A 20,931-nucleotide genomic window follows, 5' to 3' on the forward strand; every position below is an offset into this window, starting at 1 on the left:
GATCACGGTGCCACCGGAGGGATCGCAAGCGATGAACGAGGCGACGGCTTCCCTGAAGGAATCGGTCGGACGGTACGGCGTCTGGAGCGGGCAGCTCCGCTCCGACGACCCGGCGGGCGCGGCGGAACGCGCCGAAGCCGCCGCCGAGTTGGAGCGGCTCGGGTACGGCGCCCTGTGGCTCGGCGGCAACACCGCCGCCCGGGATGCCGCGCCGCTGATCGGGGCGACCGAGCGGATCGTGGTCGGCACCAGCATCCAGAGCATCTGGGAGCACAAGGCGCCCGAGGCGGCGGCGGGCTTCGCCGAGCTGGAGGTGTCCCACCCGGGCCGCTTCGTGCTCGGCCTCGGCGTGAGCCACGCCCCGATCGCGCAGGGGTACCGCCGCCCGTACTCGACGATGGTCGGCTACCTGGACGAGCTGGACCGGGCCGGGATGCGCTCCGGTCACCGGGTGCTGGCCGCGCTCGGCCCGAAGATGCTGGACCTGGCCCGGGACCGGGCGGCGGGTGCCATCCCGTACCTGGTCACGCCCGAGCACACCGCGCAGGCCCGCGAGCGGCTCGGCGAGGGCCCGCTGCTGGCCCCGGAGTTCAAGGTCGTCCTCGACCCGGACCCGTCCCGCGCCCGTGCGACGGCCCGTGCCTATCTCGCCATGTACCTGAAGCTGCCGAACTACACGAAGAACTTCCTCAGCCTCGGCTTCACCGACGCGGACGTCAGCGGCGGCGGCAGCGACCGCCTCATCGACGCGGTCTTCGCCTGGGGCGACGAGTCCGCGGTCCGCGCCCGCATCGACGCGTTCCTCGACGCGGGCGCCGACCACGTCGCCCTCCAGCTGGTGGAGGACGACATGACCCGTCTCCCGCGGGAGGGCTGGCGCCGGCTCGCCGGGCTCCTGGACTGACCTCGGGCGGACGCACGAACGCCGGCCGCGGGGACCTCACCCCGCGGCCGGCGCGCTGTGCGTCCGGGTGGCGCCGCCGCTACTCGGTTCCGTAGTCGGAGCCGTAGCCGCCGTCGTGCCCGTCGTCACCCTTGTGGCCGCCGTCGTCGCCGTAGCCGCCGTCGCCGTAGCCGCCGTGGCCGTCGTCGCCGCCGCCGTCGCCGTCCTCGCGCTCGTTGTCGATCCGCACGGTGACGCCGTCCTCGGCGTTCGCCTCGGTCACCCTGATCGGGCCGGTCACCGGGTCCGCGGGCAGCTCGTAGCCCTCGGGCACGGCGGTCTCCCGCAGGTAGTACGACCCCGGCTCCAGGTCCTCGAAGACGCAGCCGCCGGCGGCGTCGGTGGTGCAGTCCCCGGTCAGGGTGTCGGCGTTGTCGCCGGAGGTCTGGAGACCGGCCAGCCCGTTGGTCTCCTCCCACAGCTCGAACTCCGCGCCGGGGAGCGGCTCACCGTTGCCGGCGTCGGTCTTCTCCACCTCGATGGAGCCCTCGTCGTCGGGTCCGGGCGGACCGGGCTCGTCGTCGGCGGTGTTCTCCGCCTCGATCTGCACGCCGTCCTCGAGGTTCCCCTCGGTCAGCACCAGCGGGCCGAAGACGTTGGGGTCGGGCAGCTCGTAGCCGTCGGGCGCGGCCGTCTCCCGCCAGTAGTACGTGCCGGCCTCGACCGACCGCGCGCACCGCCCGGGGGCGCCGGTCACGCAGTCGCCGCCGATCTGGGTGTCGGGGTCGGCACCCTCGGTCTGCAGGCCCTCGACGCCGTTGGTCTCCTCCCACAGCTCGAAGACCGCACCCCGCAGCACCTCGCCGGTCTCGGCGTCGGTCTTCCTGACCACCACCTGCCCGGTCTTGGGGCCGGTCTCCCCACCGACGGTGTTGCCGGCCTCGACCTGCACCCCGGCCCCGGCGTTGTCCTCCGTCAGCACCACCGGGCCGAAGACGTTCGGGTCGGGCAGCTCGTAGCCGTCGGGCGCGGCCGTCTCCCGCCAGTAGTACGTGCCGGTCTCCACCGTCCGCGCGCACAGACCGTCGGCGTCCGTCGTGCAGACGTCACCGACCTGCGTGTCCGGATCGGCCCCGGCCGTCTGCAGGCCGTCGACCCCGTTGGTCTCCTGCCACAGCTCGAACTCGGCCCCGGCCAGCGCCTCGCCGGTCTCCGCGTCGGTCTTCTCGACCCGCACCTCGCCCGTCACCGGGCCGGGCTCGTCCTCGGCGGCGTTCTCCGCCTCGATCTGCACCCCGTCCGCGACGTTCTCGTCCGTCAGCTCCAGCGGGCCGAAGACGTTGGGGTCGGGCAGCTCGTAGCCGTCGGGCGCGGCCGTCTCCCGCCAGTAGTACGTGCCGGTCGTCACGGTCTGCGCGCACACGCCGTCGGCGTCCGTCGTGCAGACGTCGCCCACCTGCGTGTCCGGGTTGGCCCCGTCGGTCTGCAGGCCGTCGACGCCGTTGGTCTCCTGCCACAGCTCGAACTCGGCCCCGGCCAGCGCGTCCCCGGTCTCCGCGTCCGTCTTCTCGACCCGCACCTCGCCCGTCACCGGGTTGGGACCGGGTCCGGGCGGAGTGTCACCGCAGTCCGGGAGGTCACCGTCGAACGGGTAGGCGTGGAACTCGACGCCCGCCTGCTCGCTGGTGTGGGTGATGGAACCGCCGCTGAAGAAGCGCCCGTTGATGCCGGGCAGCGACACCGTGGACATGGAGTTCTGCGGTCCGACCAGCACGCTGCCCTGGAACTGGCCCGTGCCGACGAAGTTCGCCGTGGTGGCGTCGGGGAAGTTCCACAGCAGACGCTCGCGGTAGGCGTTGAGCGGGTCGGTGTCGTCGGTGATGCCGCCGCTGTAGGTGTTGATGGTGCGCTCGGTGCCGAGCATGTTCACCAGGACGGTCGCGTCGTCGGGGATGTTCTGGAAGACGATCCCCTGCTGCCCGCCGGAGGCACTGGCGAGGTCGAAGTCCACGTTGAACACCTGGATCGCGGAGGTGCCGTCACCCGTGAACACCGTCTGGTAGCCCTGGTTGACGGCCGTTCCCGTAGCGGTCCGCAGCTCGCCGTCCACCCGGGCGTAGCACTGGCTGGCCACGGTGAGCTGGTCGCGCAGACCGAGGTAGGGATCGGCGGCGTCCGGGTCGTGTTCGAGGTCGCCGGTCACGGTGCCGGTCAGCGTCCCGCCGTAGCGGACGACCCCGCCGTCGGCGAGCAGCCGCTGCCCCGGGGCGACCGTGATGTCGTTCCCGGTGGTCAGGAAGTCCGCCCCGGCCGGCGGCGGCACGCGCGAGCCGACGCCCGCGATGCCGATGTCGTAGACGGCGCTGCCGCCCTCGCTCTTGTTCATGTCGAAGTCGTCGAGGACGACGACCCGGCCCTCGGCCTCGGCGGCCCGCCCCCGGACGCGGAAGTCGTCGCCCGCGAAGACGTTGATGGCGTTGTCGCGCCCGGCGAACGGGCCGTTGTTGATCTCGGGGAACTCGTCCGGGCACTGCGGCCCGGCACACGGCCCGAGTCCGCCCGGCAGCGGGGCGGCCTGCGCCTGCGAGGCCCCGGCCCCGACGACGAGGGCGGGCGCGAGGCCCGCCACGAGGGCGCAGGCCAGCCCGGTCCGGCCCAGCCGGGGCCGGAGGGCGGCCATGCGTTGTCTGATGGAGTGCATGGTCCACAGGCTTCACGCGGGCTGCCCGCGCCCCCCGGACAACATTCCGGTGCCGGACGACCGTCACACGATCGGACCCGGCAGGGGCACCCACCTGGCTCGCGCGGGCGCCGGCCGTGCCGACGGGCCCGCGCTCAGGCGTCCTTGAGTTCCTGCCGCTGCCGCCCCAGCCCCTCGACCTCCAGCTCGACGACGTCCCCCGCCCGCAGGTAGGGCTTCGGCTCGGGCTGCCCCATCGCCACGCCCGCCGGCGTCCCGGTGTTGATGACGTCACCGGGGTGCAGCACCATGAACCGGCTGATGTACCGCACGACCTCGCCCACCGGGAAGATCTGGTCGGCCGTCGTCCCGTCCTGCTTCAGCTCCCCGTTGACCCACAGCCGCAGGGACAGCCGCTGCGGGTCGGGCACCTCGTCGGCGGTCACCAGCCACGGGCCGAGCGGGTTGAAGGTCTCGCAGTTCTTGCCCTTGTCCCAGGTCCCGCCGCGCTCGATCTGGAACTCCCGCTCGGACACGTCGTGCGCGACCGTGTACCCGGCGACACACGCGAGCCCCTCCTCGGCCGACTCCAGGTAGCGGGCCGTGCGCCCGATGACGACCGCCAGCTCCACCTCCCAGTCGGTCCTGGCGGAACCGCGCGGCACGAGCACCGTGTCGTGCGGTCCGACGACCGTGTCCGGCGCCTTGAGGAAGACGACGGGCTCGGCGGGCGGCTCGGCGCCGGTCTCGCGGGCGTGGTCGTGGTAGTTCAGCCCGATGCACACGATCTTGCCGATGCGTCCCACCGGCGGTCCGACCCGCAGGCCGGTGCCGTCCAGGGCGGGCAGCCCACCGGCCGCGGCGGCGGACCGTACCCGGTCGAGCGCGCCCTCGTCGGCGAGCAGGTCGCCGTCGATGTCCGCCACGACGCCCGACAGGTCTCGCAGGGTTCCGTCGGCGTCGAGCAGCGCGGGCCGCTCGGACCCCGCCGTACCGACTCGCAACAGCTTCATGATCCCCAACTCCTCGATCGCGGGCAGCCCGCCCGACGCTGCGCGACCTGGGTGCGGCAGGGACGCGACAGCCGTCGGAGGGCTGGTCGATCCTCCAAGGCCCGGTTCCACTCCGCAATACCCCGTTCACGTACTGGACCGTAGCCACGCGCCCGCCCCCCGCGCCCGTCCACGCGTGTTCAGCGGTAGAGCACGGCCCGCTCGACGGCGCTCCACGCCGTGCTGGTGACGACGTACAGCGCGGCGGCCAGCGGCACCACGGCCACGGTGACGAGGGTGAAGAAGGACATGAACGGCATGACCCTGGTGAGCGCGCCGACCCCCGGCACGGCCTCCCCGTCCCCGGCGGGCAGCACCGGCCGGTCGGCCATGGTCCGCCGGGTCAGCCGGTAGCTGAAGGTGGCGACCCCGGCGACGACCGCGAACAGCGCCACGTACACCAGCCCGGCCCCGCCGAGGGCCCCGCCGTCCCCGAGGGCGTCGGCCCACCGCCCGCCGAGCGGGGCGGACAGCAGCCGGTGGGAAAGGAGTTCGTTGGCCTCGCCGCCGATCTCCGAGCTGGAGAAGAGGTGGTAGAGCAGGAAGAACGCGGGGAGCTGGCACAGGCTGGGCAGGCAGCCCGACAGCGGGGACACCTTCTCCTCGGCGTGCAGTTCGAGCACGGCCCGCTGGAGCTTCTCGGGGTTCTTGGCGTGCTTGCGGCGCAGTTCGGCGATCCGCGGCTGGAGTTCGGTGCGCGCCTTCTGCCCGCGGGCGGCGGCCCGGGAGAGCGGGTGCACGAGGAGCCGTACGAGGGCGGTGAACAGGACGATGGCGGCGGCCGCGGCCGAGGCGCCGAACAGCGGCTGGAGCAGGTCGGCGAGGTGCCCGACCAGGCTGGCGAAAACGGACATGAGCGGGTGAGCCCTCCGGGGGTCTCGTCGTGCCGGATGAGGTGAGGCGGCATGACGACACGACCGGCGCGGGGCCAGGTGCGGTGGAAGCGGGTGCCCTACGCGGTGGTCGCCGGGAGGGCGTGTCCGGGTGCTCGGGGCCGGCGGCGGCCGGGGGCGTCCGGGTCGCGTTGCGGCAGGAAGGCCGTACGCAGGTCCCGGTCCCTGATGGCCGTGCGCACCCGGGTGGGCGGCACGGCGGGCACGCAGCGTGCGGCGATGACGGCGCACACAGCGAGCGCGGAACCGACCGCGGCGGTCGCGGCGAACGCGACGGTGGCGGAGAGGCTGCCGACGTCGACGAGCGCGACGGGCAGGAGGACCAGCAGCAGGACGAGGAGGGGGCGCGGGACGGCCCGTTCCCGGATCATCGGCTGCTCCCCCTCTCGTACGCGCGTTTGCCCCAGTTATACAGGACGACTTGTGCGGGACGGCTGGTACGGGGCGGCTGGTACGGACGGCTGGTACGGGACGACTTACCCAGGACGACCGCTCATGCGGGACGACGTCGTGCGGGGCCCTGCTGCTCGGTCTCGATCGGCTGGAGCAGCCGCCGGGGACCGAGCAGCGCCCGGCTGACCGGGTCCGCCGGGTCGGGGTCGAGTCCGGGGCCCGGCCGCATGTCGACGTCGCGGACGGCGACGAGGGTCCCGCAGGCGGGGCAGGCACCGTAGGGGCTGAGTTCGGTGCCGCAGTCGGCGTGCCAGAAGGTGCGCATCGGCTCGCCGCCGAGCTGCTCGCGTCCCCAGATGCCGAGTGCCCGCAGCGCGGGCCACAGGGCGATGCCGCGCTCGGTGAGGACGTACTCGTCCCGGGGCGGCGACTCCTGGTACCGGCGCTTCTCCAGGATCCCCTCGGCGGTGAGCGCCTGGAGGCGGTTGGCCAGGACGGCGCGCGGGATGCCGAGGTGGACGAGGAAGTCGTTGTACCGCCGGACGCCGTAGAGCGCGTCGCGGATCACCAGCAGCGTCCAGCGCTCGCCGACGACCTCCAGCGCGCGGGCGATCGAGCACTCCTGCGTCGCGTAGTCCTTGCCCAGTGCCATGGGCTCCACTGTAGCCACTTTCCGCTTCTCGGTTCATTCACCGAACCGATGATGTTAGGTTGGTCCCGCGCCGAGTCAGTTCATTGACCGAACCGATAGACGAGAACGGACGGACCGCCAGCCATGACCGACCCCGGCACGGACTCCCCGACCACCGACGCACTGGCAACCACCGCCACACCGGCAACCGCCACGACACCGGCATCCCCGCCCGCCCCCGCGGAACGGGCCTCGCCGCCCCCGCACCCCGGCCGCACCCTCGCGCTGACCAGCGCCGCGACCGCCGTGGCCCTGATGGCGTTCACCGCGCCGATGGTCACGCTCCCCGAGACGGCCGCCGACCTGCACACCTCGCTGTCCGCCCAGGCCTGGCTGCTGAACGGCACCCCGCTGGGCCTGGCCGCGCTGCTGCTGGTGGCCGGCAGCCTGGCCGACGACTACGGGCGCCGCCGGCTGTTCGTCTCCGGCACGCTGGCCCTCGGCGTCACCACCGTCCTGGGTGCCTTCGCGGCCACGACCTGGCTGTTCACGCTGGCCCGGATCGCGCAGGGCGGGGCCAGCGCGGCGCTGCTGGCCAGCAGTCTCGGCCTGCTCGTGCACGCCTTCCCGACCCCGGCCGGGCGGCTGCGCGCGACCGGCGTGTGGGGCGCCTTCGTGAGCGGCGGGATAGCCGTCGGCCCGGTGCTCGTCGGGGCGTTCCCCGACTGGCGGCTGGCGCACGCCGTCCTGGGCGCCGCCGCGCTGGTGGTGGCGGGGCTGGGCGCGCGGTCCCTGTCGGAGTCGCGCTCACCGCGAGCGGGCCGGCCGGACCTCGCCGGGGCGTTGACGTTCGGACCGGCGCTGGTCGCGCTGGTGGCGGCGCTGACGCTGGGCCGGGACGGGTGGCTGCGCGCACCGGTGGGCCTGCTGCTGGCGGCGGCCGTGCTCCTCGGCGCCCTGTTCGTCGTACTGGAGCGCCGCGCGGCCACCCCGATGATCGACCTGGCGCTGCTGCGCCGCCCGCTCTTCCTGGCCTCCTCGGCGGGCGGGCTGTTCACCGGCCTGTCGGTGATCGGCCTGTTCAGCTTCCTGCCGACGGTGCTGCAGCGGGCGCTCGGCCTGTCCCCCATGGACACGGCCCTGCTCTCCCTGCTCTGGGCCGGCCTCGCCTTCGCGGTGGCGCTCCAGGCCCGCCGTATCGCCCACCGCGTCTCCGCGCGCCACCAGTTGGCCGTCGGGTTCGCCCTGCACGCGGTCGGCGTCCTGACCATGCTCGGCGCGGTCGGCGCGGGCTCCTGGCCGCGGCTGCTGCCCGGCCTGGTGGTGGCGGGCGTCGGCAGCGGCCTGCTGAACGCCGCGCTGCCGCTGCTCGCGGTGGAGTCGGTACCGGCCGCCCGCGCGGCGATGGGCTCGGGCGCGCAGCAGACGTTCCGCTACATCGGCTCGTGCGCCGGGGTCGCCCTGACGATCGCGATCGCCACGTCGGCGGGGAGCCCCGGGGCGGGCACGGACGTGGCGCTGTGGGTGTCGGCGGGGCTGGCCGTGGTGGCGGCGGTACTGGTGGGGACGCTGCGCCAACGGCACTGAGCGGCACGCACCGGACCGGCGGCCCGCTGCCCCTCCTCCGCCCCCGGGGTGGCTGACCCTCGTCACCTCACGGCAGTACGGTGTCCCCCATGCGCCCCGACACGCCCGCCGAAAACGTCGACCACGCCGCCGAGGCGGCCCGCCTGGAACGGACCGCCGGCCTCTACCCCGAGGACACCGAGGCCCTGCTGCTGCGCGCCGCCGCCCACCTGGAACTGTCCGGCGACCGCCCCGCCGCGACCAAGCTGTACGACCGCCTGCTGTCCTCCGAGGCGTCCGTCCCCCTGGACAACCCGTCCCTGGTCCGCGCCCTGAAGGCGTCGAACCTCTGGGAGTACGACCACGAGGCGGAGGCCAGGGCGATCATCGACGGCGTGCGTGCGGCGTCGCCGCGGGACCCGGCGCCCTGGGTGATCGTCGCCGAGGCGCTGGAGTCCCACGACGAGCTGGAGGCGGCGCACGAGACATTCACGCAGGGCGCCCGCCTGCTCCTGACGGACGTGCCGGAACCGCCGTACTCCACCCACCCGCTCCTCTACGGCCGCCACCGCGTCCGCCGCATGCTGGGCCTGCCCCACGACGACTGGGACGCCCTGGCCGACACCCTGCACTCGATGCCGGTCTCCCTGGACGAGCTGCACGACCCGAAGCGGGTCTGGTCCCTGGGCTCGGACAACCCGGCGGACCTGGAGGCGGAGATCTCCCGGCTGCGCGCCGAGCTGGGCGCCTACCGCCAGGCCCTGTCCCGCCCCTTCCCGGTGGCCATGCTGCACTGGCCGGCCGGCGAACTGGCGGAACTGACCGAGGCGTACCCGGACCTCGCCGCCGAGTACCCCTCCTACGAGGAGCACCTGGCGACGATAGAGGCGGCCCTGCGCGAGCTGGCGGCGTCCGGCACCCCGAACCTGGGCGTGGTCCCGGGCACGGTCCCCTCCTACGAGGCCTTCGCCGCGTCGGAGGGCACGTCCCCGGCCGACCCGGCCCTGCTGCCCCAGTACGCGACGACCCTGGCGGCCCGAGGCCTCGCGGTCGCGTGGCCGCCGCAGCGCGGGGCGGCGTGCTGGTGCGGGTCGGGACGGCCGTACGGCGAGTGCCACGGGGCGGAATGAGCCGTCGCGGCGGACCGATGAGATCGGGGGCCGCCGGGCGTCTACCGGTGCGAGAGGCCGACGCGGTACGGGAGGCGTCGGCCGAACCGACCCGAGGAGCGACGCCGACATGAGCACCGACCAGACGCCCACCGCGCCCGAGAACGGCTTCCCCTACACCCTGACCCGCACCCTGGACGCCCCCGTGGCCCAGGTCTGGCAGGCCTGGACCACCCCCGACCAGTACGCCCAGTGGGCCTACGCCGTCCCCGGCACCGTCGAGATGGACGTCCGCCCCGGCGGCGCCTGGAAGGCCACGATGCGCACGCCGGAGGGCGCGGAGTTCCCGTTGACCGGCTCCTACATCGAGGTCGCCGAGCACCGCGCCCTGACCATCGGCATGGACGTCCCGGGCCGCCCGGACCCGGCGACGATGACCGTCGAACTGGCGGAGCAGGGCCCTCGCAACACCGTGATCACCCTCCGCCAGACCTGCGACACGGCGGAGGAGCGGGACGGCGCGGAGCAGGGCAGCGGGATGCTGCTGGACGGCTTGACGGGGTTCCTGGGGGGTGGGGAGCGGGGCTGAGCGTGCCGCCCGGCCGCGCTCAGGCGCGGCGGGTCCGCCAGAGCCAGACCGACGTGGCGGCCACGACCGCGAGCACCACCAGGTTGGCGACCAGGGCCGGGGTGTCGCCCGCCGGGGCGACGGTGGTCTCCCGCCAGACGATCCCGGCGACGGTCGGCGCGACGAGGCTCAGCACCACGCCGACGACCTTCCGGACCGGCGCCCAGTGCACCGAGGTGCACAGCAGGACTCCGCCGGCGATCCGGACCAGACCGCTGCAGAGCGCCAGGCCGGGGACATCGGGGAGAAACGTCGTGACGAGGTAGGGCAGGGCCAGCATCAGCAGCGGCACCAGCGGATGCACCCTGCCGCGCCGCACGGACGGGACCGCGCCGCCGGGGGCCGGAGCCTCGGCCCCACCGCTCCCGGCCTCGGCCAGCGCCGTCGCCGCGATCGTACGGGGGTCCCCCAGCTCCGCCAGGATCTCGCCGGGCGCGACGCCGGGCCGTTCGGCGCGCGTCACGTCGATGTGCTCGGCGAGGTCGGCGAGCAGCTCCTGCCGGCGGTCGGCGGGGAGCGCGGCGGCCTCGCGCTCGACGGCGAGCAGGTAGTCGCGCACGGGACCGGCGGGGGACGTGGGGGACGTGGGGGACGTGGGGGTCTTCATGCGGGATCTCCGGCGGAGGGCTGCGGGGCGGCGGTCAGGAACCCGTCGACGGCGTCGCGGAAGCCGGGCCAGACGTGGGTGAACTCGTCCAGCGCAGCCCGGCCGGTCGCGGTGAGCGCGTAGTAACGACGGGGCGGGCCGGAGGCGGACTCCTGCCAGGTGGTGGTGACCAGGTCCTCGCGGCGGAGCCGGGAGAGCAGCGGGTAGACCGTGCCCTGACTGGTGGCCAGCGCCCCGGACTCCTCCAGCGCGTGCAGGAGCTCCACGCCGTAACGCGGGCGGTCCCGCATCAGGGCGAGTACGCAGTACTCCAGCACACCCTTGCGCAGCTGGGCGGCTGCGCGGGCCTGCTTGGTCGGATCACCTGGTTCCATGCAAAGCAAGATACCAGGCAGAACAAGCCTCGAACCCGTGAGGGCCTGGAACCCGGGGACGCTGGGACCCAGGTCAATTGATGATCTCGGCGCGCCCTTCCAGACGCATCGCCGCCAGCCGCTCTCGCCACGTACGGAGCGCTTCGGGCGTCTGCCGCGTCCAGTCGGTGACTTCGCCGACGACCCGGAGCGGTTCTGTGCTGCGGTAGGAGCGGGTGGGATTGCCGGGGAACTTCTTGTCGGTCACGTTCGGGTCGTTCTCGAACTCCCCGGTCGGCTCGACCAGGTACACCCGCGGTTCCCCGTCCCCGGCGGCAAGCTCGGCGGCGAGGCCCGCGCCGTCGCGCAACGCCGTGAAGTAGACGTGGTTCATCAGGATCTCGGGCCGGTAGTTCGAAGGGAAACCGGCGGTGAGGTGGTCGCCGGGCCGCAGATCGGCCTTCGTACCGTGGAAGAACGGTCCTTCGTCCAACACCTCGTCCATTTCGGCAGATTACCAACCCGGACCACCCTGCCGCCGGGACCGCCCGGACGCCTCGTGTCAGTGCCTCCTGCTAGAACTGCCTCCACAACACCGTGGTGGGGAAAGGGGTCGGGGTGAAGCAGCCGGGAAGTCCGCAGCAGCCGGTGGCGGGGGTCTACGAGCAGCTGGTGACGGATCGTGTGCGCGGTCAACTGGAGCGTTTCGAGGCCGCAGGCTGGAAGGCCATCGACGCCGAGGTCGGTGCAGAATCGTCACCCCATGTGCTGGCCCGCCACGTGGGTGACATAGTGGCCCACCACCTCAACCAGCTCCGGCCCCAAGACCGCGTCCCCTTCGCCAACCGCATCCTTGAGTCCCTGGCGGCGGAGGTGGGCGAGCAGAGCGGCGCTGAGCCGGTCAGCGCCATCGTCGAGGGTCCCAGGCAGTTGCTGGCTCTGGCGGAGCAGGAGGCTCCGGGCGCCTACGCGATCCGCCCGCTCACGCCGCTCTCCGAGACGTCGCTGCTCACCAACTCCCCCGAGGACCTCAACCTGGGTTCCGAGTTGCGGGCCGAGTTGGCCACGGCGGATCGGATCGACCTGCTCTGCGCCTTCGTGAAGTGGTACGGCATCCGCGTGCTTGAGGACTCACTCCTCGCAGCCAAGGAACGGGGCGTCCCGATCCGGATCATCACCACGACGTACATGGGCGCCACGGACCGGCGTGCGCTCGACCGACTCGTGCGCGAATTCGGCGCCACCGTGAAGGTGAACTACGAGACCCGCTCGACCCGGCTGCACGCCAAGGCGTGGCTGTTCCGGCGCGCGACCGGATTCGACACGGCGTACGTCGGCAGCTCGAACCTCTCCCGTGCGGCACTGCTCGACGGCCTGGAGTGGAACGTACGACTGTCGTCGGTGGCCACACCGGCGGTGATGGACAAGTTCGAGGCCACCTTCGACGCGTACTGGAACGACGTCGCCTTCGAGACGTACGACCCTGATGAGGACGGCCAGCGCCTCGACGCGGCGCTGGCCCGGGCGGGTGGGACGGCTTCGGCCACCGACTTCGAGGTCAAGCTTTCCGGTCTTCAGGTACGTCCCTTCCCACACCAGCGGGACATGTTGGAGCGCCTGAACGCGGAGCGCGAGATCCGCGGACGGCACCGCAATCTGCTGGTTGCGGCGACCGGCACGGGGAAAACCGTGATGGCGGCTCTCGACTATCGGGAGCTGAGCAGGCAGGCGACCACCGGCCGACCGAAGCTGCTGTTCGTGGCCCATCGCAAGGAGATCCTCAAGCAGTCCTTGCGTACGTATCGCGAAGTGCTGGACGACGCCTCGTTCGGCGAGTTGCTGTACGGCGGGGCCGATCCACAGGAGTGGACCCACGTCTTCGCCAGCGTCCAGTCACTCAACGTCCAGAGGCTGGAGCAGCTGGCGCCGGACCACTTCGACGTCATCGTCATCGACGAGTTCCACCACGCCACGGCCAGTACGTACCGCCGGGTGATCGAACACTTCACGCCGAAGGAGTTGCTGGGACTCACCGCCACCCCGGAGCGGATGGACGGGCGCAATGTCCAGGACGAATTCTTCGACGGCCGTATCGCCGCCGAGATGAGGCTTTGGGAGGCCCTGGAGAACGACCTGCTGTCTCCCTTCCACTACTTCGGCATCCCTGACGGGACCGACCTCACGAATCTCGGCTGGCAGAAGGGCTCGTACGCCGATCAGGAGCTCGGCAATCTACTCACGGGCAACGACGCGCGAGCACGCATCATCGTCAAGCAGGTCCGGGACAAGGTTGCCGACCCCGGCACCATGCGTGCACTCGGCTTCTGCGTCACCAAGGCGCACGCCCACTTCATGGCCGAATACTTCCGCAAGGCCGGTTTTCAGGCCGCGTCCCTCGACAGCGACTCGTCATCCGAGGTGCGTGCTCAAGCCCTGCGTGATCTCCAGGACGGCAAGCTCCAGGTCATCTTCTCGGTGGACCTGTTCAACGAGGGACTGGACATCCCGGACGTGGACACGCTGCTCTTGCTGCGGCCTACGAACAGCGCCACCGTCTTCCTCCAGCAACTGGGGCGGGGACTTCGGCGTACCGACACGAAGCCGGTACTCACGGTCCTGGACTTCATCGGACAGCACCGAGCGGAGTTCCGCTTCGAGGAGCAGTTCCGGGCCATGACCAACCTGTCGCGCAACCGGCTGGTCGAGCACATCGAGCGCGGCTTTCCGCAATTGCCCTCGGGCTGCCAGATCATCCTGGAGGGCAAGGCCAAGAACCTGGTCCTCGACAACATCAGGACCCAATTGGCCGCCACGGTGAAGACGCTGGTGAAGGAGGTCAAGGAGTACAGCACTCCCCTCCTCGCCGACTACCTCCGAGAGAGCCGCCGAGAGATCAAGGAGCTGTACAAGAACGGCAACTCCTGGACCCTCGTCCTGCGTCGTGCCGGCCTGGCCGCCGAACCGGCTGCCCCGGGCGAGGAGACGCTGCTCAAGCGGGTCCATGCCTTCCTCCACGTGGACGACCCGGAGCGCGCGCAGGCCTACCTGAGCCTTCTGGCGGACGACGCCCCTGCGTACGAGGAGCTCGACCGGACCGGCCAGGCCTACGCCCGCATGCTGTTCTTCAACCTGTGGGACAACGCGGGCGGCTTCACCAGCTACACGGAGGGCCTTGCGGCGCTACGTCGGCAGCATGCCCTGCGGGACGAGCTCCGGCAGGTGCTGTCATACGTCATCGACCGAGCCGACCATGTCCCGATTCCGCTGCCCGACGGCCTCGACACCGTGCCGCTGAAGGTCCACAGCTCGTACAACCGGTCCGAGATACTGGCCGCCCTCGGCATCGCCCGGTTCGGCGGTCAGATGCCGAGATCTTTCGCCCAGGGCGTGCAGTGGGCGGAGGAGTTCCAGACAGACGCGCTGCTGATCACCCTGGAGAAGGACGAGAAGGACTTCTCACCCACCGTCCGGTACAAGGACTACGCGATCAGTCCGCACCTCTTCCACTGGGAGTCCCAGAACTCCACCTCCCCCGATTCCGCCACGGGAAGGCGCTACCAGCAGCACTCCGGTCGCGGCTCCCACGTCTTGCTGTTCATGCGCCGCTACTCGACCACGGACACGGGCAAATCCCAGCCGTGGATGCTTCTGGGCCCGGCAACGTACGTGGAGCACACGGGCAGCAAGCCGATGGCGATCACCTGGCACCTCGCTCATCCGCTCCCGGCCGACGTGTGGTCGTACTCGGCGGCAATCCAGGCGAGTTGATCGACGCACGTCAGCCGTGACCGGGAAGGTTCAGAGCAGTCGCGCTTCGCACTCCGCCTCGAAGCGCGACTGCGCCCGGTCCAGCGCGTCGTCCACGTCCCACCCTTGCGCGCAGAACCAATGGAGGAGGTCGGTGATGGCGTTGATGGCGGCATCCTCCGCCCGAGCCGCCGCCAAGCGGCCCCGACCCTCCGGCGCCCGCGTCGCCCTTGCACCGCTGTAGAGACTCATCACGTCCGCGGCCCGGGCCAATCGGGGCGTCGGCAGGTGCTGCGGCGTAGTCCCGGTTTCGGCCACACGGAACTCGCACCACGTCACCTTGTGGTCACCGGCAAGTTCCACGCCCCAACGATCACTCAAGGCGTCGACCAGAGCGATTCCCCGGCCCGCCTCCCCGTTCGGGTTCTCGCGCCTGAGCCTCGGGAGGGCGCGAGTATCGGGGTCGTGTACCTCGATGCGCAGGTGCGCGCCGCCGTATGAAGCGACGAGGGTGGCCGGCGTCTCCGGTCCGACATGCTTGATGACATTGGCGACGAGTTCACCGGCGCAGAGCTCGGCGTCCTCCGTCAGCTCGTGTAACCCCCAGTGGCCCAGATGGACGCGCAACGCGCGCCGGAGAGCGCCCACCTGATCGACCACAGCCAGAAACGGCAGTCTCCACGGCTGCATCGGCTTCCATAGCACGTAATCCATGTCCTGCCCGAACCCTTCGTCGACGCCTCACTGTGCTTCCATCGACACACAGAGTGGCATTGGAACTCTCAAAATGGAACTCTCACGTCGCATCAACGGGGGCCCACAGCCGCTTCACGCGCCCCCAGCGCACACCGTCTTGCCGCCACCGCTTGCGGAGCACCACGATCTACCCGACCAACGCGAAGGGCTGAGGACATGGCAGTCGGACCCACCACCCGTAGGCGCCAACTGGGCGCCGATCTGCGACGACTTCGGGAACGCCAAGGGCTGACCCTCGAAGAGGCGGGGGCTCGCGTCGGCATTTCGAAGGCGACCTTGAGCCGCTACGAAACGAAGGAGGGCACCGTCAAGTGGCCGGCCGTGGACGCCTTGTGCCGTGAGTACGCCGCCACGGACGAAGAGCGGCTCGCACTGGTCGAGTTGGCGAAGGGCGCCAAGATCCAGGGGTGGTGGCGCTCGCTCGCAGACCCCATCCCGGATTCCATGAACTTGATGTTGACCTTGGAAGACGAGGTTGTACGCGAGGACCACTACGCGTGCATGTACATCCCAGGCCTTCTCCAGACCCGCGCCTACGCGGAGGCGGTCCACCGTGCTTCAGAGGTGCAGTGCGACGAACGCGAAGTCCAGCACATGGTCGACATCCGCATGAAGCGCCAGGAGTTGCTCGAGCGCGACGAGCCCCCGCACATCTGGTGTGTGATCGACGAAGCGGCGATCCGCCGCCAGGTCGGGGGCCGCGAGGTCATGCGAGAACAGCTGACACACCTGCTGGCCTGCGCCGAGCGACCGCACATCACCGTGCAAGTCCTCCCCTTCTCTCTCGGAGCCCACGCGGCCGCGGTCGGAAGCTTCGTCACGCTTCGTGGCCAAGCCCGTGAACTGGACGTCGTGTACGTGGACCTTCTCGGTGGCGGGGTGTTCATGGAAAAGCCGGAGGAACTGGAGCGCTATAGGTTGGCCTTCGACTACCTCAGCGCCCAGGCGCTCGACCTCGAGTCCTCGGTCGCCCTCATCGATCGGGTCAGCAAGGAGTGAGCCTTGATAGCGACCAACTCGGAACCCCACTGGTTCAAGTCCTCGTTCAGCGGGGGGAGTGGCACTGAATGCGTTGAATGCGCGTACGTCTCAAGTGGTGCGTTGGTGCGCGACTCCAAGGACGTCGACGGGCCCGTACTCCACGTGAATCAGACGACCTGGCTCCGATTCATCGCCGCACTACGCCACGATGGGCAGCAGTCTCCTTGAGCGGAGCCAGGCAGGTACCTCTGCTTCCCGCTCACACGGAGAAGGCAGAGAGATGGAGCCCGGCATGCCTCGCTGGACGCTCCGGCTGAAATCCGGGGCGCGGGAGCCAGCAAGGCCCGGGGAGGCGCGGCCGTAGAAGTTCGTGCAAGTACATGGCACACGGAGTAGCGACCACGCAAACCTGGTCACCTCGACCGACACCAATGCCGCCGGAGGGCATCATGGCGTTGCACCGCCTGGGCAAGGACCCCGAGAGTCCGAACAACGGGTCTCCGACCGTGTACCTCGACGACGAAACCGGGAACTACATCCTGCAGGGCTGGCGGGTCACGGACACCGCGCGCCTGGCTCAATTGGACATCCCCGGGCACGAAACGGTGATCGAGTTCCCCCGGCGCATGATGCGGTTCTTCCCGGAGGTGAGCGGCGGTGCCGCAGCCGACGTTTGAGGAGCTCTTCCGTTCAGCCCGGCACAGCGCGTATCACCTGGAGATGCGCGATGCCTACGGCCTCGACGAGGACTATCGCGAGTGGTCAGCAGGCCACCGCTTCGACCCGGCGGAGCGCTGGCCCTGGTGGGTCGAGCTCGTCTCCTCGACGGTGGCCCGCGGCGTGGCCGTGCAACGCGCCCGCATCGTCTCCGAGCCGTTGTCCTCCTACACACGCTACGAGTACGAGCTGACCGCAGGGCACAACGTCAAGGCCGGTGAAGACGTCCGCTGGCTACCGCGCAGGCGGGCTTCGGGCCTCGCTCTGCCGGGGAATGACTTCTGGCTCTTCGACGACACCGCTGTTCTGTTCAACCACTTCGCCGGGGACGGGACCATGACCGGTGAGGAACTGGTGACGGACCAGACCGTCGTCGGCCTCTGCTCCTCCGCCTTCTCCGCCGTCTGGGAACGAGCGATCCCCCATGAGGAGTACCGGCCGACCTGACAGCGACCGTTACCCGCCCCGCTCCATGTCTTCGTCATCCAGCATCCGGCAGGCCCGAGAGTCCCTGGGCAAGCGATTGCGCGAGATCCGGAAGGACTCGGGTCTCACCGCGCGTGAACTTGCCTCCAGGGCCGGTTGGCACGAGAGCAAGTGCAGCCGCATCGAGAACGGGCGTACGCCACCCTCCGACGCCGATCTGCGCGTGTACACGCTGCACTGTGCCGCCGACGATCTGACGGCCGACCTGATCGCCACGGCACGCAACATCGACGGTTCTTACGTCGAGTGGCGACGGATGGAGCGTTCCGGACTGCGTCGCGCCCAGGAGTCGGTCATTCCCCTGTGGGAGCGAACTCGGCACTTCCGGGCGTACTCGTCGTGGCTCATCCCCGGACCGTTTCAGACACCCGCGTACATCCGGGCACTTCTGATGTCGATCCGCGACCGCCGCGCGCTACCCGACGACCTTGAGGCGGCCATCGATGTTCGCGTGGACAAGCAGCGCGTCCTGTACGAGGGCGCACGCCGATTCGCCGTCGTCCTGGAGGAGAGCACACTTCGACACCTGATCGGCGGGCCGGAGACCATGGCGGGGCAGTTGGGGCACCTACTGTCACTGGCCACGCTCCCCAACGTCAGCCTGGGCGTGATCCCGCTGTGCACGGACCGTACGGCGCTGTGGCCGGTCGAGGACTTCTGGGTCTTCGACGACGCCCAAGTGAACGTCGAATTGGTCTCCGCCTTCCTGACCATCACACAGCCGCACGAGGTCGGCATGTACGCACGAACCTTCGCCGCCCTCGCCGACTCGGCGGTCTACGGCGCACCCGCACGCACACTGATCACCTCGGCGATCGACTCGCTCGGGTGACCACGCGCAAGTTCCCACACGTTCGTTGAGGGGCACTCGCAGACGTTCCTAGCTTGGTCGGCATGGCACTCACGGAACTCTCGGAATCACTGGACGGGGAGCGGGCTCCGAGCCCCGCCGTTTCCCTCCACGCCCCCTGGGCTCTACGGCTGGTCACCGACCGCTTGCCGGTCTCCCCCGCCCCCTACGCCTCCGTCACCCTGGACGCCGCCACCCAGACCGCCCGGTACACCGACGCCGTCGGCCGGGTGGTCGAGATGGGGAAGCACGGGACCTCGCGGACGAGCGGTACCGCGTCCGTGTCCGGCGGTGGGGACGGGCAGCAGCCTCAGCCCCAGGCGCAGGACGACACGACGACCGACTACGAATCGGACTGAACGATGGCCCGTACCGTTCTGGTGGTCACGGCCCTGGAGGACGTGACCGCCGACTGGGTCGTCGCCGCGCTGAACGAGCGCGGGGTGCCCGTCGTTCGGGTGGACCCCGCTGACATCGGGCCACGACTGGCCTTCGCCTTCCGCATCGGACCCGGTGAGCCTGCCTGGAGCGGACCGCTGCGTACGGAGAGCCGGGAGGTGGACCTGCGGGAGATCGGAGCCGTCTACCATCGACGCCCTACTCCCTACCGGGACCGATTCGCGAGGTTGCCGCGGCAGGAGCGGGACTACGCGACCGGCGAGGCGCGGCACGGGCTGGGCGGCGTTCTGCGCAGTCTGCGTTCCGCCCGGTACGTCAACCACCCGGCGGCCGTGGCCCGCGCGGAGTTCAAGCCGGGGCAGCTCCAGAAGTTCGTCGAGCTGGGGTTACGGGTTCCCGCGACCCTCGTCACCAACGACGCCGCAGCCGCACGGCAGTTCGCCCGGACGCATCCGTCCGTCGTCTGCAAGACCTTCCGTGGGCTGCCGCCCGGGGAGGACGGCCGTGCCGGTGCGATCTGGACCCAACGCGTGCGCAGCGAGGACTTCGACGACTCGCTCGCGGTGACGGCGCATCTGTTCCAGGCCGAGGTGCCGAAGGACGGCGACGTACGGGTCACCGTGGTCGGCAGGCGCGTCTTCGCCCAGCGGATCACTGGCCCGCGCGGTGCCGTCGACTGGCGGTGCGGTGACTGGAACGACCTGGTCCACGCCCCGGTCGCCGTCCCCGCGGTCGTCGAGGACGCCCTGCACGGCTACCTGGCCGCCGCCGGTCTGGTCTTCGGGTGCTTCGACTTCGCGCTCACCGGTGACGGAAGTTCTCCGGACGACTGGTGGGCGATCGAGTGCAATCCCAACGGGCAGTGGGGCTGGCTGCCGGACGCTCCCGCGATCACCGAAGCCTTCGCCGACATTCTGAGCACGGAAGGGACCAGCAGCAGCTCATGACTCTGCCTACGGACCTCGACAACGACGCGGATGCACTGCGCGCGGCCATGGTGAAGGGCCTCGCCGGTGCCGATCCCAGTGCCGGTGCCGGAGTCCCCATGCACCCGGCCTGGCTCGCAGCCGCGGGCAAGGTGCCCCGCCACGCCTTCGTGCCCGGCTTCTACCTCCCCGCCGACGCACCCGGCGCGCAGGGCCTCACGGTGTGGGAGCCGGTGACGTCGGAACTCGACTACGGGCGGTGGCTCGCCGCCGCGTACTCGGACGCCACGCTGATCACCCAGTTCGACGGCGAGGAGACCGACTGGGAACGGCCGGCCGTCCGGCACGGAGGGGCGCCGACGTCGTCGTCAACGCTTCCCTCGCTCGTCCTGCGCATGTGGTCGGACGCCGATGTCTCCGAGGGGCACACGGTCCTGGAGATCGGGACGGGGGCGGGGTACTCGACCGCGCTCGCCTGCGAACGGCTGGGCTCGTCACACGTGACCAGCGTCGAGGTCGACCCCGTGCGGCTGAGGACAGCGGCCGACGCGCTCTACGGCTGCGGCTACACGCCGACTCTCGCCCGGGCCGACGGGTTGTACGGGTACTGGCCCGAGGCGTGGTTCGACCGGATCGTGGCCGCCTGTTCCTTCCGGTCCGTGCCGCCCGCTCTGCTCAGGCAGACGCGCCCCGGTGGAAAGGTCCTGCTTCCCCTGTCGGGGTGGCTCTACGGCAACGCCCGCGTCCTGCTCACCGTCGCCGGGGACGGCACCGCCGAGGGACCCTTGCTGCCCGGCAGCATCTCCTTCATGCCCGCCCGGACCCATGCGGCACCGGCGTACGGCAATCCCGCGGACTGGGCCGCAGGGCTGCACGAGGTGCGGTCCCGGTCTGTGCGGCATGCCCCGGAGCGGATCACGGTCGCGACCGAGGAGGCCTTCCACCTGCGGTTCCTCGCCCAGAGTGCCGTACCGGACGCGCAGATGGTCACCGTCGGCGGGGTGCTGCACCTCATCGACGTGGTCTCCGGGGCTGTCGCCACGCTCGCTCCCGAGGGCGGGGCGTGGGAGGTCCGGGAAGGAGGCCCGCTGAAGTTGTGGAGCCTGATCGAGCAGGTCATCGACGCCTTCGACGCCGCGGGGCGTCCGGGCCCGGAGACGTACACCCTGCGGGTGGACGGCAAGGGGCAACGGCTGCTGCCCGCACACGGCCTGCGGCTGCAACTGCCTCGGGGGTACTGATCGGCCGCCGCCGGAGACTGGGGGGACTGGGGG

Annotated in this window: 22 protein-coding genes; 13 read left to right on the top strand and 9 right to left on the bottom strand. The window is 71.0% G+C overall.

The genetic code is table 11. The features are described from left to right. Positions 1–31: 31 nt before the first annotated feature. On the top strand, positions 32–904 hold the full coding sequence (locus K7854_RS02755; RefSeq protein ID WP_226024725.1) for an LLM class F420-dependent oxidoreductase: 873 nt from the start codon (positions 32–34) through the stop codon (positions 902–904). A gap of 79 nt (positions 905–983) precedes the next feature. Here K7854_RS02755 and K7854_RS02760 read toward each other — a convergent pair whose 3' ends face one another. From K7854_RS02760 to K7854_RS02780, 5 genes are all read right to left on the bottom strand, one after another. Then, positions 984–3,584, bottom strand: coding sequence for a SpaA isopeptide-forming pilin-related protein (locus tag K7854_RS02760; RefSeq protein ID WP_226024726.1), 2,601 nt, complete (start codon positions 3,582–3,584; stop codon positions 984–986). A 134-nt stretch (positions 3,585–3,718) separates the two neighbouring features. After that, entirely contained in the window at positions 3,719–4,576 is an 858-nt protein-coding gene (locus K7854_RS02765; RefSeq protein ID WP_226024727.1) for a fumarylacetoacetate hydrolase family protein, read from the bottom strand. Positions 4,577–4,755: 179 nt separating this feature from the next. Continuing rightward, the gene (locus K7854_RS02770; RefSeq protein ID WP_226024728.1) at positions 4,756–5,469 is read right to left on the bottom strand and encodes a YidC/Oxa1 family membrane protein insertase; all 714 of its coding nucleotides are present in this window, start codon (positions 5,467–5,469) and stop codon (positions 4,756–4,758) included. Between the two features lie 98 nt (positions 5,470–5,567). Beyond that, positions 5,568–5,879 carry a DUF6412 domain-containing protein gene (locus K7854_RS02775; RefSeq protein WP_226024729.1) on the bottom strand — a complete coding sequence of 104 codons (312 nt, stop codon included), beginning with the start codon at positions 5,877–5,879 and terminating at the stop codon, positions 5,568–5,570. A gap of 122 nt (positions 5,880–6,001) precedes the next feature. After that, positions 6,002–6,553 (bottom strand): winged helix-turn-helix transcriptional regulator, encoded by a 552-nt coding sequence (locus tag K7854_RS02780; protein WP_226024730.1) that lies wholly within the window; start codon positions 6,551–6,553, stop codon positions 6,002–6,004. A 123-nt stretch (positions 6,554–6,676) separates the two neighbouring features. Here K7854_RS02780 and K7854_RS02785 point away from each other — a divergent pair, with 123 nt between their 5' ends. The 3 genes from K7854_RS02785 (at position 6,677) to K7854_RS02795 (ending at position 9,796) form a co-directional block, all read left to right on the top strand. Then, positions 6,677–8,119 carry an MFS transporter gene (locus K7854_RS02785; RefSeq protein ID WP_226024731.1) on the top strand — a complete coding sequence of 481 codons (1,443 nt, stop codon included), beginning with the start codon at positions 6,677–6,679 and terminating at the stop codon, positions 8,117–8,119. A gap of 89 nt (positions 8,120–8,208) precedes the next feature. Then, on the top strand, positions 8,209–9,228 hold the full coding sequence (locus K7854_RS02790; protein WP_226024732.1) for an SEC-C domain-containing protein: 1,020 nt from the start codon (positions 8,209–8,211) through the stop codon (positions 9,226–9,228). A 109-nt stretch (positions 9,229–9,337) separates the two neighbouring features. Then, a complete protein-coding gene (locus tag K7854_RS02795; RefSeq protein ID WP_226024733.1) occupies positions 9,338–9,796 on the top strand; it encodes an SRPBCC family protein in 459 nt (152 codons plus the stop codon). A 19-nt stretch (positions 9,797–9,815) separates the two neighbouring features. On the opposite strand, the gene K7854_RS02800 is transcribed toward K7854_RS02795, so the two are convergent. The 3 genes from K7854_RS02800 to arr form a co-directional block, all read right to left on the bottom strand. Then, positions 9,816–10,442 (bottom strand): HAAS signaling domain-containing protein, encoded by a 627-nt coding sequence (locus K7854_RS02800; protein WP_226024734.1) that lies wholly within the window; start codon positions 10,440–10,442, stop codon positions 9,816–9,818. Then, positions 10,439–10,816: a PadR family transcriptional regulator gene (locus K7854_RS02805; protein ID WP_226024735.1), complete on the bottom strand. Its 378-nt coding sequence runs from the start codon at positions 10,814–10,816 to the stop codon at positions 10,439–10,441. The genes K7854_RS02800 and K7854_RS02805 overlap by 4 nt, the downstream gene beginning before the upstream one ends. Positions 10,817–10,889: 73 nt before the next feature. Further along, complete coding sequence (gene arr, locus K7854_RS02810) at positions 10,890–11,300, bottom strand: NAD(+)--rifampin ADP-ribosyltransferase (protein ID WP_226024736.1); 411 nt, start codon at positions 11,298–11,300, stop codon at positions 10,890–10,892. Positions 11,301–11,413: 113 nt separating this feature from the next. Here arr and K7854_RS02815 point away from each other — a divergent pair, with 113 nt between their 5' ends. Beyond that, positions 11,414–14,563 (top strand): DEAD/DEAH box helicase, encoded by a 3,150-nt coding sequence (locus K7854_RS02815; RefSeq protein ID WP_226024737.1) that lies wholly within the window; start codon positions 11,414–11,416, stop codon positions 14,561–14,563. 30 nt (positions 14,564–14,593) lie between these two features. Here the strand turns inward: K7854_RS02815 and K7854_RS02820 are convergent, their stop codons facing one another. Further along, positions 14,594–15,256 carry an ATP-binding protein gene (locus K7854_RS02820; RefSeq protein ID WP_226024738.1) on the bottom strand — a complete coding sequence of 221 codons (663 nt, stop codon included), beginning with the start codon at positions 15,254–15,256 and terminating at the stop codon, positions 14,594–14,596. A gap of 198 nt (positions 15,257–15,454) precedes the next feature. Between K7854_RS02820 and K7854_RS02825 the strand changes: the two genes are divergently transcribed. The 8 genes from K7854_RS02825 to tgmC all read left to right on the top strand — a co-directional run bounded on the left by K7854_RS02825 (position 15,455) and on the right by tgmC (position 20,898). After that, positions 15,455–16,297: a helix-turn-helix domain-containing protein gene (locus K7854_RS02825; protein ID WP_226024739.1), complete on the top strand. Its 843-nt coding sequence runs from the start codon at positions 15,455–15,457 to the stop codon at positions 16,295–16,297. 3 nt (positions 16,298–16,300) lie between these two features. Next, positions 16,301–16,507: a DUF397 domain-containing protein gene (locus K7854_RS02830; protein WP_264086842.1), complete on the top strand. Its 207-nt coding sequence runs from the start codon at positions 16,301–16,303 to the stop codon at positions 16,505–16,507. A gap of 221 nt (positions 16,508–16,728) precedes the next feature. Next, a complete protein-coding gene (locus tag K7854_RS02835; RefSeq protein ID WP_226024740.1) occupies positions 16,729–16,956 on the top strand; it encodes a hypothetical protein in 228 nt (75 codons plus the stop codon). A gap of 43 nt (positions 16,957–16,999) precedes the next feature. Beyond that, positions 17,000–17,443, top strand: a complete 444-nt coding sequence (locus K7854_RS02840) for a DUF6879 family protein (RefSeq protein ID WP_264086860.1) — start codon at positions 17,000–17,002, stop codon at positions 17,441–17,443. Positions 17,444–17,468: 25 nt separating this feature from the next. Then, positions 17,469–18,314 carry a helix-turn-helix domain-containing protein gene (locus tag K7854_RS02845; protein ID WP_226024866.1) on the top strand — a complete coding sequence of 282 codons (846 nt, stop codon included), beginning with the start codon at positions 17,469–17,471 and terminating at the stop codon, positions 18,312–18,314. Between the two features lie 62 nt (positions 18,315–18,376). Continuing rightward, a complete protein-coding gene (gene tgmA / locus K7854_RS02850) occupies positions 18,377–18,691 on the top strand; it encodes a putative ATP-grasp-modified RiPP (RefSeq protein WP_226024742.1) in 315 nt (104 codons plus the stop codon). A gap of 3 nt (positions 18,692–18,694) precedes the next feature. Next, positions 18,695–19,678: an ATP-grasp ribosomal peptide maturase gene (tgmB, locus tag K7854_RS02855; protein WP_226024743.1), complete on the top strand. Its 984-nt coding sequence runs from the start codon at positions 18,695–18,697 to the stop codon at positions 19,676–19,678. Continuing rightward, positions 19,675–20,898 (top strand): ATP-grasp peptide maturase system methyltransferase, encoded by a 1,224-nt coding sequence (gene tgmC / locus K7854_RS02860; RefSeq protein WP_226024744.1) that lies wholly within the window; start codon positions 19,675–19,677, stop codon positions 20,896–20,898. Before tgmB ends, tgmC begins: the two co-directional genes overlap by 4 nt. Positions 20,899–20,931: the final 33 nt, after the last annotated feature.

The sequence above is a fragment of the Streptomyces hyderabadensis genome (assembly GCF_020404845.1).
Lineage (GTDB): Bacteria > Actinomycetota > Actinomycetes > Streptomycetales > Streptomycetaceae > Streptomyces > Streptomyces hyderabadensis.

Bases quoted from the DNA above. Each gene is read 5' to 3' on its own strand.
- K7854_RS02755 (WP_226024725.1), top strand. From the start codon at position 32: ATGAACGAGGCGACGGCTTCCCTGAAGGAATCGGTCGGACGGTACGGC.
- K7854_RS02760 (WP_226024726.1), bottom strand. From the start codon at position 3,584: ATGCACTCCATCAGACAACGCATGGCCGCCCTCCGGCCCCGGCTGGGC.
- K7854_RS02765 (WP_226024727.1), bottom strand. From the start codon at position 4,576: ATGAAGCTGTTGCGAGTCGGTACGGCGGGGTCCGAGCGGCCCGCGCTG.
- K7854_RS02770 (WP_226024728.1), bottom strand. From the start codon at position 5,469: ATGTCCGTTTTCGCCAGCCTGGTCGGGCACCTCGCCGACCTGCTCCAG.
- K7854_RS02775 (WP_226024729.1), bottom strand. From the start codon at position 5,879: ATGATCCGGGAACGGGCCGTCCCGCGCCCCCTCCTCGTCCTGCTGCTG.
- K7854_RS02780 (WP_226024730.1), bottom strand. From the start codon at position 6,553: ATGGCACTGGGCAAGGACTACGCGACGCAGGAGTGCTCGATCGCCCGC.
- K7854_RS02785 (WP_226024731.1), top strand. From the start codon at position 6,677: ATGACCGACCCCGGCACGGACTCCCCGACCACCGACGCACTGGCAACC.
- K7854_RS02790 (WP_226024732.1), top strand. From the start codon at position 8,209: ATGCGCCCCGACACGCCCGCCGAAAACGTCGACCACGCCGCCGAGGCG.
- K7854_RS02795 (WP_226024733.1), top strand. From the start codon at position 9,338: ATGAGCACCGACCAGACGCCCACCGCGCCCGAGAACGGCTTCCCCTAC.
- K7854_RS02800 (WP_226024734.1), bottom strand. From the start codon at position 10,442: ATGAAGACCCCCACGTCCCCCACGTCCCCCACGTCCCCCGCCGGTCCC.
- K7854_RS02805 (WP_226024735.1), bottom strand. From the start codon at position 10,816: ATGGAACCAGGTGATCCGACCAAGCAGGCCCGCGCAGCCGCCCAGCTG.
- arr (WP_226024736.1), bottom strand. From the start codon at position 11,300: ATGGACGAGGTGTTGGACGAAGGACCGTTCTTCCACGGTACGAAGGCC.
- K7854_RS02820 (WP_226024738.1), bottom strand. From the start codon at position 15,256: ATGGATTACGTGCTATGGAAGCCGATGCAGCCGTGGAGACTGCCGTTT.
- K7854_RS02825 (WP_226024739.1), top strand. From the start codon at position 15,455: ATGGCAGTCGGACCCACCACCCGTAGGCGCCAACTGGGCGCCGATCTG.
- K7854_RS02835 (WP_226024740.1), top strand. From the start codon at position 16,729: ATGGCGTTGCACCGCCTGGGCAAGGACCCCGAGAGTCCGAACAACGGG.
- K7854_RS02840 (WP_264086860.1), top strand. From the start codon at position 17,000: ATGCGCGATGCCTACGGCCTCGACGAGGACTATCGCGAGTGGTCAGCA.
- K7854_RS02845 (WP_226024866.1), top strand. From the start codon at position 17,469: ATGTCTTCGTCATCCAGCATCCGGCAGGCCCGAGAGTCCCTGGGCAAG.
- tgmA (WP_226024742.1), top strand. From the start codon at position 18,377: ATGGCACTCACGGAACTCTCGGAATCACTGGACGGGGAGCGGGCTCCG.
- tgmB (WP_226024743.1), top strand. From the start codon at position 18,695: ATGGCCCGTACCGTTCTGGTGGTCACGGCCCTGGAGGACGTGACCGCC.
- tgmC (WP_226024744.1), top strand. From the start codon at position 19,675: ATGACTCTGCCTACGGACCTCGACAACGACGCGGATGCACTGCGCGCG.